This is a genomic window from Lysinibacillus sp. fls2-241-R2A-57, from assembly GCF_030209535.1.
GTDB lineage: Bacteria > Bacillota > Bacilli > Bacillales_A > Planococcaceae > Lysinibacillus.
In genome coordinates, this window is record NZ_JARVRU010000112.1 from 1 (window position 1) to 13542 (window position 13542).

The following is a 13542-nucleotide window of genomic DNA, read 5'->3' on the forward strand; positions in this document are numbered from 1 at the left end:
CCCCAAGGAGTCGCCCAGTCGGAACGAAGATCAACCTATATGGCATACGTTTTAACAAATGTCATCCACAAATTTTGGTGATGAACCAATTATCTGGTGAAAGGTGAAGATGTAGGGGAATTATTAGAAAATAATATTTGAAGATTACTAGGAAAATCTGTTATAGTATGTGCTGAAGGGCAGTATCCTTTTGTGAACGGCACCTTCAAAACGTAAGACCTATTTACAATAAATATCTGCCTTGATCTTTTAATGACAGGGACGGAAGAAAACAAGCGTTCAAAAATATAACTTGATTCATTGGAATGGGCAATTCTCTCAAAGAGATTTGTTTCCGTATCCCTTTATTAAGTTATTGCCTCCAATCAACAAGAGGTAATTTTTGATAACGAACGAAACACTACCCTTCTGTCCATTTTGGAACAGAGGGGTTTTTCTGTTTTCTTCCCTTAAAAAAGGAGGACTACAAAATGAAAACAACTTCAGATTTTTTAAAGATGAAGGCAGCAGGTGAAAAAATCGTTATGCTCACTGCATATGATTATCCTGCTGCAAAATTTGCCGAGGATGCAGGCGTAGATATGATTCTAGTGGGAGATTCACTAGGCATGGTCGTACTAGGCTATGATTCTACAATGCCAGTAACAGTAGCAGACATGGTCCATCATGCAAAAGCAGTGCGCCGCGGGGCTAAGGATACGTTTGTTGTTGTTGATATGCCATTTGGTTCATACCACGGTGATGTACACGAAACGTTGAAGACTGCAGTATCAATGATGCAGGAAACAGGGGCAGATGCACTAAAGTTAGAGGGTGCAGGAGATGTTCTACCAGTCATTCGTAAATTAACGTCAGCTGGTATTCCGGTAGTAGCACACTTAGGTTTATTACCGCAATCAGCAGGCGTGCTTGGTGGATACAAAGTTCAAGGTAAAACAGCTGAACAGGCAACGAAACTCATTGAAGATGCAAAAAAATGTCAAGAGGCTGGAGCATGTGCAGTCGTCTTAGAATGTATTCCGCATCAGCTAACAGAAATGGTATCTGCTAATCTTATTATTCCAACGGTTGGGATTGGTGCTGGTGCAGAGGCAGATGGACAAGTTTTAGTGTATCATGACATGCTAAGCTATGGTTCACATCATGTACCAAAATTTGTAGAGCAGTTCGCCGATATGGGCCGAGAAGCGAGCCAAGGAATTGCTAGTTACGTGAAAGAGGTAAAGGCTGGTACATTCCCTGCGCCGAAGCATTCCTTCACGATGAAAGAGGAAGCATTGGATCAGCTATATGGGGGAGTAAAGTAATGAAAGTCGTAACTACTATCCAAGCGCTATCTATAGAAATCCAAGCAGCGAAGCAAGCTCAGAAAACAATTGGACTCGTTCCAACAATGGGGTATTTACATGAGGGCCATTTAACGCTAGCAAAAACAGCTCGTGCCGAAAATGATTTAGTCGTGATGAGTATATTTGTAAACCCAACACAATTTGGGCCAAACGAAGACTTTGAAAGCTATCCCCGTGATTTGCCACGGGATACTGCCTTGGCAGAGTCTGTCGGTGTAGATATTATTTTCGCACCAAGTGTTGAAGAAATGTATCCTCACGATGGTGGTATTCGTATTCATGCGGGTGAACAGGCAACCATTCTTTGCGGGGCCAGCCGTCCAGGACATTTTGATGGCGTTTTACAGGTTGTGTCAAAACTATTTCATCTAGCACAGCCGACAAGAGCATATTTCGGACAAAAGGACGCACAGCAGGTTGCTATTATCGCTACAATGGTACGAGATTTTAATTTCCCTTTAGAAATGCGAGTAGTACCGATTGTACGTGAGGAGGACGGTTTAGCTAAGTCTTCTCGTAATGTCTATTTAAGTGAATCTGAGCGACAAGAGGCACCAGCAATTAATGAAGCACTACAGCTTGCTCGTAATAGCTTCTTAGCGAATGGTAATGCAGCGAATGCACTTGCTAAAGCAAAGGAACATATTACAGCTCGTACACATGGGGAAATTGATTATATTGAGCTATTAGCGTATCCAGATTTAATACCAGTAACAGTTGAAACGGAGCAAGTACTGTTGGCAGCGGCTGTATACATTGGTAAAACTCGTTTAATTGATAATTGTATCTTTAATGTGAAAGAAGGACTATAAAATGTTACGAATGATGATGAACAGTAAAATCCACCGTGCTACAGTGACACAAGCAGATTTAAACTATGTTGGGTCCATTACGATTGATGAGGATATTTTAGACGCAGTAGGCATGTTACCAAACGAAAAGGTGCATATCGTCAATAATAACAATGGGGCTCGCTTTGAAACCTACATTATTGCAGGGGAGCGTGGATCAGGCGTTATTTGTGTTAACGGTGCAGCAGCACGTCTAGTACAATGTGGAGATATTGTAATTATTATTTCTTATGTGTATGTAGATAACGCAGAGGCAAAAGATCATAAGCCAACGGTTGCCATTATGGGAGAAGGTAATACTATTAAAGAAATGATATCCTATGAGCCAGAAGCAACGGTGATGTAGTGTGATAAAAGTAGATATTACTTTGTAACTTAATAAATTGAAAGTGTACATTACTAAATTTATTTTAATGATGTACACTTTTATTATGTCAAAAAATTGTTAAAGAAAAGGCGTATTATAGATTTGAAATGAAAATCTATCTATGTAGGACGATTCTGTGCTTCATTGATTTGCCATATGAACATTATAGAGAATTTAGAAAGCTGTCCAAATTAAAATATTGCGTTAAAGAAACCTTTCTACCTTCTTTGTGCCAGCGATGATAGACTTCAAATACATGATGTATATTGTTATCTGAACGTTCCTCAACTAAGTATTTGATGGTTTGGAAGCTACGCCAGTAGTCATACATAATACTAGTTAAACTTTCCGATTCATAACTAGCAGTACCGAAATCATCTAATGAATGTTTTCCGTATTTATCTTTAAACAAATGAATCAATTCTAATTCAATCTTTGCAATTTCATCGAATTGATTTTCATTGAGCGTTAATTTTTTTGATAAATATTCGCACATTCCTTCTTCAAACCAAATGCTATCCATTCGCTCATCATCAAATTCATCGAGAAATAAATCCGAATGATGCGTTAGTTCATGGGCTAAAATGCAAAAAATATGGTCATTGCAAATCGTTTTATAGTATTTCTCTATTTCAAAATGTTGTTGACCTTCTAATTGTCTTAAAAATAACTGTCTCCAATCCTCAAGGTTCGGATTCATATAGATAATATCTTTAGTTGTATATGCAGGAATAGGTACAGTTGAAAAGATGTTTGTCGCGATTTCTTCTGAGGTCCATACAATCGCCTTAGGAATATCACGGAGTTTAAATTCTTTTTCTAATATTTGACGATAAATCTCTAATTTTTCAATTAAATATTGAGTTGTTTGTATACTCTTTTGATATTGTTCTATATTTTCATATGCGAAAATTTGTTTCATTTCTGAAGTATACCCCCCTCGAATTGTATCTTTTAAATTTTATGTTTTTGGCTCATCCGACGTCCCAGGAAAGTGCCCAGTCGGAACGGAAATCAACCACACGTTATGGTGATGGGCCATGCTTTTACAAATATTATATATTAATTTGAAAATTCTTACTACAAATCATGGTAATCGTTCAGAAGTCTTTTTTTATGACCAATGAACAATGGTGAAGGGATGCCGCTGAGCCAAATATGTGATAAAATTCATCTATCTAATGTGAACTGTGAGTTGAGATGTATGATGGAAAGTCAAAAGTATGCAATTGTTGATTTAGAGACGACTGGTCATTCACCGGCAAATGGGGACCGAATGATTCAAATAGCAATTGTTATTATGAAAGATTGGAAAATTGAACGTACCTTTACGAAGTTTATTTATCCAGGAAAATCCATTCCAATTTTCATTCAGGATTTAACGCATATTACGGATGAGGATGTAAAGGATGCCTTGCCGTTTGAGGCACATGCTGACTACATATATGAATTGCTTGCTGATTGTGTATTTGTCGCGCATAATGCGGATTTTGACTTATCCTTTTTACAAGCGGAGTTCAAGCGTGCAGGTTTACCGAAATGGCAGGGTAAAAAGATGGACACGGTTGAACTTGCCAAAATATTGTTCCCTATGTCACTGAGCTTTAAGCTAGGTGATTTAGCGGCAGATTTAAATATAGAGCTGGCAAATGCACACCGAGCAGATGACGATGCCAGAGCAACTGCTGAGCTCTTTAAACATTGCTGGAAGGAGTTACTCGTTCTCCCTCAGCTAACTCTTGAACAAATGCATAAACGTTCATTCAGATTGAAATCAAATTTATCCCAGTTGTTCTTCGAGGCACTTCAAATTAAACGACAGCATGTAACTGCTAATGAGAATGTCTCCTACTACCGCAATTTGGCTATTAGTGATGGACGAAAAAAGCATACAAATAATGCAGAGATTGTATCATACCCACAAACAGCAGCTGACAAAGCATCATTAATGACAAAGGTGATGCCGAACTTTGAGCAACGACCTGCACAATTTGAAATGATGGACATTATTTGGAAGGAATTAAATAACAAGAGGGAGTGCGTTATAGAGGCCTCAACAGGTATTGGTAAAACAGCAGGTTATCTACTCCCTGCAATTTTGTATGCGCGAGCAGTCGATAAAAAAATTGCGATTAGCACATACACGTCACACTTGCAGGAGCAGCTTGTTGAAGAAGAATTACCCAAGATTGAAAAAATCCTTGGCACTAAAGTAAATATTGCTGTTCTAAAGGGTATGCATCATTATATTGATCTTACACGCTTTGAGCAATGTATGGCTTATGCTGATGAATCCTATGATGATACCTTTACGATTTTACAAATTCTTATTTGGCTTACTAAAACAGAAACAGGGGTGTTAAGTGAGCTCAATGTTTCAGGCGGAGGACAGCTGTTTTTAGAGAAAATCCGCAAAATGCCTGATGAGAAACCATCAAGAGGCTTTGATTTCTATGAGCAAGCGTTAAAAAATAGTGAGTTTGCCGATTGTATTGTAACGAATCATTCTATGGTACTCAGTGATTTAGTCCGCCAAACACCAATCTTTACACAAATCGACGGATGGATTATTGATGAAGCCCATCAATTTATTCAAGCTGCAATGCAGCAAGACGAAATTGTTTTCTCTTATACACAGTGGAAGTATATTTTCGGTCAAATTGGCACGATGGAGGAGACTGCCTTATTCCTACAATTTAGTCAGGCAGCTAAGAAAAAACACCGCGTTCCTATGCAAAACTTACAGCGATTAGATGCACAATTTATTCGCCTGCAACGAACTTTCGATGAAACGATTCAGCGTGTTGTTCAAAAAATGCAGCAACAAATAAAAGGAAAACAAGCTAATCGAAAATACACTTTATTTTTAGAGGATGTATCGCTAGTTAAAGAACCACTTTTACAAGTGAGCAAGCTCACGCAGCAGTGGCTTGATCTTGCGACAGAAGTAGGTCAGGCCTTTGGAAATAATATTGAGCAATTAGATAAAAATGAGCTCTATATATTATCAGAGTGGCATTATTGGATTCGTGAAATGAAGGTGAAAATCGCTGAGTGGGAGGAAATTTTCCTATCGCCACAGGATGATAATTCAGTGTGGCTAGAATTTGATTTACGGAGCGTTCCAGGAAGCTTGCATGTCTTTAAAAAGCCAGTTAATGTCACTCCTATTATCGAAAAAGTACTTGCACCACTTCGTAAGCAGGCAAGCATAGTGTGGACTTCAGGTACTTTAACTGTACCAGGCAATGAACGATTTGTGACGCGTCAGCTTGGTATTTCTGATAGTGTGCAAGTGATAAAGCTACAAGCACCGCCATCCTATTATGCAGGAGCGAAGGCATTTATTGTTACAGATATGCCTGATATTCAACATGTGTCACAGGATGAATATATTGAAGCGGTCGCCCACGCAATTACACGTACGGTACGGATGACTGAAGGACGATGTTTCGTTTTATTTACGGCGCAGGATATGCTTCGCAAAACAGTGGAGCTTATTCAAGATAGTGAACTCCTTGATGACTATATGCTTTTTGCACAGGGTGTAACGGGTGGTAGTCGTATGCGAATTCTGAAATCATTCCAAAAGTTTAGCCATGCGGTACTCTTTGGTACAAACAGCTTTTGGGAAGGCGTGGATGTTCCAGGTGACGCACTTGCATCGGTTATTGTTGTACGCTTACCGTTTTCCTCGCCAGAAGAGCCTGTATTTAAGGCGCGAGCTAAACACCTTGCCGCTCAAGGTCGTAATTCCTTCAATGAGCTATCATTACCGGAAGCCATCATGCGCTTTAAACAAGGCTTTGGTCGTCTGATCCGTTCATCACACGATAAAGGAGCTTTTATAGTTTTAGACCGCCGCATTTCAACAAAGTCGTACGGTAAGGAGTTTATTAAGGCATTACCACTGATTGATGTAAAGAAATTGCAGCTTCCTGAGTTGTTAAAGGAACTTAATGATTGGCAGAAATAGATGGAATCCCTTTTAGCAGTTTTGCTAAAGGGGATTTTTTGGGATACGCCAGGCATCTTTGGACGGATAATCATCCGCGACAAAGTAAAGTCCAATACTGTCCAAATCCCAAGGACGTTACTATTCCCTTATATGAATGAGAAGGAGTGACGTGCTTTTTATGAATGTACAGATGGAGACTACCCTCTAGAAGGAGGGGAGCAGGGTTTAGCGTTCACTGGAAAGACATTTTTACTATAAAATAACAACTATAATTCTAATCATTTCTATAATTGGAGGTCTCTTATTGTTTGGATTGTGGAAATTATGAAGAACATACAAAAACATAAATTAATGAAAGTAAAGTAAGAGGATGCGGAAGAGAAAATACAAATCCCCATAACAAACTTGTTAAGGGGATAGAATAAAAAAATAAGAAGTGAAACCATTTATAGAAGTATTCATATTAATTAAAGTATCTATACCTATTCCAACATTCCGTATTTTTGTTAATTGTTTTTGTTTTGGAAACTAAATAAGTCTGCGTTAAGTACTATTTGAGATATATAGTTCATCACAATTTTGGTTGCTTCCTCCGCATCATAACTTTTCCGGTTATTTAAAATATTTGTAAACATACCTTGCCAAATTAAAATGGTTAATTCATTGATTGAATCAACATTTTCCTCATTTAGGTACCCTTCTTTTAAAGCGATTTCTAACATAGAACGACCCCGTTTTGTCATATTATGTTCAAACAGAATGGATGTTAAATCTTCTGGAATGTTAATTAAATCATTAGGGTAGATTTGATAATAATGTTGTAGTAATTTTTCTGGAGTTTCACCTAAGTCCATAATAAAAACAGCATGAAAAATTTGCGGTTTTTGAAAGGAATGCTGGCAAAAGCATTCCCAAGCCAATAAATATTTTTCGATTGGGTCTTTACCTTTTTGAATGTAAATGGCGACTTCATTTGTATAACTTTTCATAAATTTCATGGAAGCAAAAAAGATTAGATGAGAGATTTCCGAAAAATAGTTATAAATTGTTGCGCTATTATAGCCTGCTTTATCTGCAACTTTTCTTATTGTCACATTTTCCAGCCCATCATCTTCAATAATCTCCGCTGTTGCGTCCACAAAGTATTTCCACATGCGGCTCATTTGTATTTCTTTCTTTTTCACAGAACTCTCTCCTATTAAGATTCTTTAAATAGTGGCTATATTTTTTCAATAATTACCAAATTTAATCTTGATTATATCATAATTATGGTCATCTCAATGTAGTGTATTAACGATGTGAAAAATCAGAATATTCAAAGTTGTTATTCTAGTTTCTGGGTGATATACTGGACGTAATTATTAGGTAATCATGATTAATTAATAATCATGATTTATTTAGTGGTTGTGATTATATTTTATTAAAGTGTGTTTACACCCCGATTTATTCCAAATAAACGAACGATATCTAAAAGGAGCATTCAGATAATGACCAAAAAAATCATTACACAATTTCCGTATACATACCAAACCATTGAAAATACGTGGATTGTGTTAACAGACGGTACGAAACTTTCAAGTCGTATTTGGCTACCAGAAGTTGAGAAAAACCAGAAAGTTCCTGCAATTTTGGAGTATATTCCTTATCGCAAAACAGATGGAACAAGGGCCAGAGACGAACCGATGCATGGTTATTTTGCAGGACAAGGCTATGCGGTGGTCCGGGTAGATATGAGAGGCTCTGGGGAATCGGATGGCTTATTAAAAGATGAATATCTAAAGCAAGAACAAGATGATGCCCTTGAAGTACTTGAGTGGATTGCAAGCCAAAGTTGGTGTAATGGGAGTATTGGAATGATGGGCAAATCGTGGGGAGGATTCAATTCTCTTCAAGTGGCAGCGAGAAGACCCAAAGCGTTAAAAGCAATTATTACTGTAGGCTTTACAGATGATCGTTATAACAATGATATTCACTATAAAGGTGGTTGTCTTTTAAACGATAATTTCTGGTGGGGAGCTATTATGTTAGCATATCAGCTTCGACCTCTTGATCCTCACATTGTCGGGGAAAGCTGGCGTGAGAAATGGTTGGAACGATTAGAAAATATGCCATTATGGATGGCACAATGGATGGAACATCAGACAAGGGATGAGTATTGGAAACATGGATCAGTTTGTGAAAATTACGATGACATTGAAGTTCCTGTTTTCGCGATTGACGGCTGGGAAGATGCGTATTCGAACACAGTATTAAGTTTGATGAAAGGGCTCTCTGTTTCTAGAAAAGGGATTATTGGACCTTGGGCGCATGTTTATCCGCATGATGGTATTCCTGGACCAGCAATGGGCTTTCTACAAGAGGCAGTGAAATGGTGGGATTATTGGTTAAAAGGAATTGACAATGATGTTATGGATGGCCCGATGGTAAATGTATGGGTAGAAGAAAGTATGTCGCCCTCTGCAAGTAAAAAAACAAGTAACGGATATTGGGTTGGGCTTGAATCATGGCCAACAACGGAAGTTAAGACAAAGATATATCAATTAGCGTATGGTAAATTATTTCAAGGACCTAATGTTAGCGAAGAGCAAGTACTGTTAAAAACACCATTAAATCATGGTCTATTATCAGGTGAGTGGATGGGGGCTGGCGTAATTGGAGAAAGTCCTACAGACCAACGTTTAGATGATGGTATGGCTATGATATTTGAAAGTGAAGTTTTAGAGAAACCATTAGAGATTGTTGGTTATCCAAGATTTGAAGTAGAGTTAATGAGCGACAAATCAAAGGCGATGCTTTTTGCTCAACTATCAGATGTTGCACAAGATGGAGCTGTTACCCGTGTTTCCTATGGCGTGATGAACTTAACACACTTAAATGGACATGATCGTGTAGATTTATTAACACCGGGTGAAAAAGTAAAAGCGTTTGTTGATTTAGATTGTTGCGGGCACAAGTTTAAAGAAGGGCATCGTATACGTTTATCACTTGGTACAACGTTTTGGCCAATGTTTTGGCCGATGCCTGAAGATGCAACACTTACACTGAATCTAGAAACGGCTACGTTCTCATTGCCAATCTTTCATGGCAATCAAATTAGTGGACCAAATATGAATCCTGAAAGTGCGCCATTAACCCCGATTACAATTCTTCAAGAAGGAAGAGTCGATCGTTCTATTTCGTATGATATTTTAAGTGATACGTGGACATGTATAACAGATGGGATTGGTGGGGTATTTGGTGAAGGTATCTATCGCTTTGATGAAATTGATGTGACAGTTGAACACAATTTGAAGCGAGAGTTGACATTAAGTAATTCTAATCCACTTTCGGCTAAATATACGATTTTTCAAAAAATGAAAATAGGTCGTGACGGTTGGTGGATTGACGCTAATATTACGATTACTAAGACATCGGATCAAGAAAATTTTAAAATTGTCGGAGAGATGGATATTAAAGAAAACGATAAATACGCCTTTCATAAGAAGTGGGATCAAAAAATTGAACGTTTTGGATTGTAAATAACATGTAAGGGGAAAAAAGATGGAAGCTAAATTAAAGAAGAACATAGCAACGTTAGTTATACTAGCTGTTTCAGGTGCCTTAATTTACGCATTGCCTTATTTTAGAAACTATTACTATGATGTTTTTCTAGAAGCATTTCAATTAACCAACACACAAATGGGGACACTTGGAAGTGCCTATGGAGTTTGTTGTTTGATTTCCTATGTATTTGGTGGATATTGTGCAGATCGTTGGAAAACAAAATATTTATTAACAATTTCCTTGTTTGCTACGGGAGTATTAGGTTTCGCTTTATTATTGTATCCTCCTTATCCAGTGTTATTGCTAATTCATGCGGCTTGGGGAATAACGTCTATTATGACGTTCTGGGGAGCATTAGTAAAAGCTATACGCTCGCTAGGTTCTGAAAACGAACAAGGAAAAGCATTTGGATTTTTTGAAGGGGGAAGAGGCATAACCAACATCGTTCAATCGGCTGTGATTTTAGGGATTTTTGCTTTTTTTGCAAAGCGAATGAGTGATAAAATGGCATTATCGGCAGTTATTGTGGTTTATTCAGTAATTTGTCTTCTTTTGGGGATAATGATTATGTTACTTTACAAAGATTCAAATAACGAAAATACCCAAGCAAATGAAAATAATCAAAAGTTTAATTGGACGGTACTTTGGAAAATCCTTAAAATGCCAACGACCTGGTTAGCAACGATACTTATTTTTACATCTTATGCGATGATCATTAGTTACTATTATATTACGCCTTATGCTACAGCTGCTTTTGGTGCTTCTACATTAATCGCTGCTGCTTTAGGCTATTTTTCTCAATATTGCCGCCCAATTGGAAGTTTTAGTGCAGGGATTATTGGGGATCGAATAGGTGTTTCTAACATGGTATTAATAGGATATTTTATATTAACTATTGGTTTGGTTGGTCTTATTATTCTACCTGGGAAAGCTTCTTTAATCCTAATGTTGCTAGTTTTCATTGCGATTATTTATACGTCAATGTATGCTCTTCAAGCATTGCACTTCGCAATATTAGTGGAAGGAGATTATCCTGTAGAAACAACAGGAACAATTTCGATGCCACTAATGATTATTGGATATAGTGGAGAAATTTTTATGCCAATTATTGCAGGGGCTTGTTTGGACTACTGGGATGGAACGACAGGGTATAAAGTATTCTTTACCATTCTATTGACTCTAGCGATTATAGGATTGATTACTGTTGTAATTTGGCAACGAGTAACTCGAGAAAAACGAAAAGAAATTGCAATGCAAAGAACATTTGCTAAGGTACAAGAAACATAAAAGGTTAATAGAACAGCGATAAACAGGTCGCTGTTCTATTTTTGGGGGGAATAGGCAACCCGAGCGAATAGTGCAGCAAGAGGAGCAAAAACAACACCTACAAGAACAACAAAGACTATAAATTTGAAAAAAATTGACCTCAGCAAGAAAGACTTCGATGACACGGACGCGACTACGAGGGCGATTACTATTTAAGTACAACAATCTTTTTACGATTCCCCTTGATGAAAGATCTTATAAAATTTCTTTGGCTTGCCGATAAGACAAGATATTCCGTAGCCATCATTCCGTCATCAGTAGTATTAGTTATCTTTCCTCTGATTTTTTACTTTAATATCTTTTTTATTCACTCAGCCGTTTATTTTAACAAAATCTAGTTCTACAGCTTCTTATTTTAATTATGTGTCTAATAAATCGGTAATATAAAAAAGAATTCCTACTTATCTACGGAAACGAGGGCCAAACCCGGGGAAAAATGGTCTACCGAACGGGAAAAATGGGCTAACAGGGAAGAACGGGCGCCCGAACGGGAAAAATGGACTTACTGGAAAAAATGGGCTAACAGGGAAAAATGGACTCACAGGGAAAAAAGGGCTTCTAACTGGGAAAAATTCATTTCTAAAACGACCAGGGAAAAATCGGCGTCCGTCATTAAAACGCATTGGATTTACCATCTTTATAACTCCCTTCAATTGATATAGTATAGGCTATGTTCAATTAATGAAGTGGCTTAGACTAAGACACAGGTTGGGATCTTTGCAAAGGACGATTTTGGATTGTTCCGCAAATTTCCAGACTCTTCAATTGGCATCTGGGCCAATTTCAGTCTTATTCAGCGTAGGGTAGTGCTTTAGTTGAATAGCTCATAAAATAGACCACCCCGTAATGGGGGTGGTCTATTAAGTACAAGAAATCCTGTCATTGACGCTTCAATTGCTTTTTATAATTGAGAGGAGACATTGACATCATCTTTTAAAAATTCAACACAATTTCTTCCTTTTTCTTTTGCTTGATATAATGCTTTATCACATCTTGATAATAAAGTATTTAATGAATCACCATCTACATAGCTAGTTACCCCAAAGCTACTAGTTTTTCGCTGTACAATAGGGAATTGATAATTTTCTAATTGTTGACGAAGCTTTTCAGAAAGCTTTATAGCACCATCTAGTTTAGTTTGAGGACAAATAACTAAAAATTCCTCGCCACCCCATCTGCCAACTGTATCTTGCTCGCGAATCGTATTTTGCAATATCTCTGCTACATTCATTAAAACTAAGTCGCCTACTTGATGGCCGAACTCATCATTGACTTCTTTAAAAAAATCAATATCTAGTAGAATAATAGCGAACGGAGCCTCATGATGTTGGGCATGTTCAATAGCCTCTTCTAACACATCGTCTAACTTTACACGATTTGGAATTTGAGTAAGGCGATCTGTATTTGCTAATTTTTCAAGCTCAAGTTTTGCTCTTTCTAGCTCTTGTGTTCGTTCTTTTACTTTATGTTCGAGCGTTTCATTGAGCGTTTGTTGCATTTCCTGATGCTCTTTTTTTATAATATTGATTTTATCGCCTAATGCTAATGACAAAAATATAGATTCAAAAATAGCACCAATTGCAGGAATATCCTCAAATATAACTGGATGGAATGGAATAATACTTAAAAAAGCCAATGCTTGTACAATGATGGAACCAAGCAGAACAGTCCAACCTACCATATAAAATCTAGCCATTTTCTGACCTTTTAACAACACAAATAATCCCGATAACCAAAGAAAAATAAAGACAACTACAGAAAGAATAATTGTTAAATTATTTGCAAACTCAACATCAAGGACAATGAATGAAGCAATTAAAGATAGTATAGAGATCCATAATAGAAAATTCCCGATTTTGTGGAATCGAGGTAAGTAATTTTTTAGTTCAAGAAACTCTTTGCTGAATAGAATCATACATATAAGTAAGATATTTCCGCTTATCGCTGCAGATTTTAGAAAAAACCATTTAGGCAAAAGTTGACCTACTAGTTCAATATCTAAAGAATTCAAAGTAGCTTGATAGAGAATAAAACTAAACATATACAAAACATAGTAAAAGTAAGCCTTATCTTTTAACGAAAAAAATAAAAATAAACACGCGTGTTGATTATCTAATTTCTTCCAATGAAAATTATACAAAAAGAGAG

10 protein-coding genes are annotated in these 13542 nt (G+C 37.2%); 6 read left to right on the forward strand and 4 right to left on the reverse strand.

What is annotated here, in order from left to right; genetic code table 11:
* Window positions 1-470 precede the first annotated feature (470 nt).
* From panB to panD, 3 genes are read left to right on the forward strand one after another with little or no spacing between them, the layout of a single operon-like run.
* Window positions 471-1307, forward strand: coding sequence for a 3-methyl-2-oxobutanoate hydroxymethyltransferase (panB, locus tag QRN68_RS17260; protein WP_285398146.1), 837 nt, complete (start codon window positions 471-473; stop codon window positions 1305-1307).
* Window positions 1307-2161 carry a pantoate--beta-alanine ligase gene (gene panC / locus QRN68_RS17265; protein WP_285398147.1) on the forward strand — a complete coding sequence of 285 codons (855 nt, stop codon included), beginning with the start codon at window positions 1307-1309 and terminating at the stop codon, window positions 2159-2161. The genes panB and panC overlap by 1 nt, the downstream gene beginning before the upstream one ends.
* 1 nt (window position 2162) lies before the next feature.
* Window positions 2163-2546: an aspartate 1-decarboxylase gene (gene panD / locus QRN68_RS17270; RefSeq protein WP_285398148.1), complete on the forward strand. Its 384-nt coding sequence runs from the start codon at window positions 2163-2165 to the stop codon at window positions 2544-2546.
* Between the two features lie 184 nt (window positions 2547-2730).
* Here the strand turns inward: panD and QRN68_RS17275 are convergent, their stop codons facing one another.
* On the reverse strand, window positions 2731-3489 hold the full coding sequence (locus QRN68_RS17275; RefSeq protein WP_285398149.1) for a hypothetical protein: 759 nt from the start codon (window positions 3487-3489) through the stop codon (window positions 2731-2733).
* Window positions 3490-3771: 282 nt separating this feature from the next.
* On the opposite strand from QRN68_RS17275, the gene dinG reads away from it, so the two are divergent.
* Window positions 3772-6543 (forward strand): ATP-dependent DNA helicase DinG, encoded by a 2772-nt coding sequence (gene dinG, locus QRN68_RS17280; protein WP_285398150.1) that lies wholly within the window; start codon window positions 3772-3774, stop codon window positions 6541-6543.
* Between the two features lie 488 nt (window positions 6544-7031).
* Here dinG and QRN68_RS17285 read toward each other — a convergent pair whose 3' ends face one another.
* A complete protein-coding gene (locus QRN68_RS17285) occupies window positions 7032-7709 on the reverse strand; it encodes a TetR family transcriptional regulator (protein ID WP_285398151.1) in 678 nt (225 codons plus the stop codon).
* A gap of 303 nt (window positions 7710-8012) precedes the next feature.
* Here QRN68_RS17285 and QRN68_RS17290 point away from each other — a divergent pair, with 303 nt between their 5' ends.
* Together QRN68_RS17290 and QRN68_RS17295 are read left to right on the forward strand one after the other, a co-directional pair.
* Complete coding sequence (locus QRN68_RS17290) at window positions 8013-10043, forward strand: CocE/NonD family hydrolase (protein WP_285398152.1); 2031 nt, start codon at window positions 8013-8015, stop codon at window positions 10041-10043.
* 22 nt (window positions 10044-10065) lie between these two features.
* Entirely contained in the window at window positions 10066-11355 is a 1290-nt protein-coding gene (locus QRN68_RS17295; protein WP_285398153.1) for an MFS transporter, read from the forward strand.
* Window positions 11356-11795: 440 nt separating this feature from the next.
* Here the strand turns inward: QRN68_RS17295 and QRN68_RS17300 are convergent, their stop codons facing one another.
* Window positions 11796-12029: a hypothetical protein gene (locus QRN68_RS17300; protein ID WP_285398154.1), complete on the reverse strand. Its 234-nt coding sequence runs from the start codon at window positions 12027-12029 to the stop codon at window positions 11796-11798.
* 266 nt (window positions 12030-12295) lie between these two features.
* Window positions 12296-13542 (reverse strand): sensor domain-containing diguanylate cyclase (locus tag QRN68_RS17305; RefSeq protein ID WP_285398155.1); only part of this gene is annotated, 1247 nt, incomplete at its 5' end.

What these genes read in the sequence shown, in the direction of transcription:
- panB (WP_285398146.1), top strand. Translation starts at nt 471, where the DNA reads ATGAAAACAACTTCAGATTTTTTAAAGATGAAGGCAGCAGGTGAAAAA.
- QRN68_RS17290 (WP_285398152.1), top strand. Translation starts at nt 8,013, where the DNA reads ATGACCAAAAAAATCATTACACAATTTCCGTATACATACCAAACCATT.
- QRN68_RS17295 (WP_285398153.1), top strand. Translation starts at nt 10,066, where the DNA reads ATGGAAGCTAAATTAAAGAAGAACATAGCAACGTTAGTTATACTAGCT.
- QRN68_RS17275 (WP_285398149.1), bottom strand. Translation starts at nt 3,489, where the DNA reads ATGAAACAAATTTTCGCATATGAAAATATAGAACAATATCAAAAGAGT.
- dinG (WP_285398150.1), top strand. Translation starts at nt 3,772, where the DNA reads ATGATGGAAAGTCAAAAGTATGCAATTGTTGATTTAGAGACGACTGGT.
- panC (WP_285398147.1), top strand. Translation starts at nt 1,307, where the DNA reads ATGAAAGTCGTAACTACTATCCAAGCGCTATCTATAGAAATCCAAGCA.
- QRN68_RS17300 (WP_285398154.1), bottom strand. Translation starts at nt 12,029, where the DNA reads ATGGTAAATCCAATGCGTTTTAATGACGGACGCCGATTTTTCCCTGGT.
- panD (WP_285398148.1), top strand. Translation starts at nt 2,163, where the DNA reads ATGTTACGAATGATGATGAACAGTAAAATCCACCGTGCTACAGTGACA.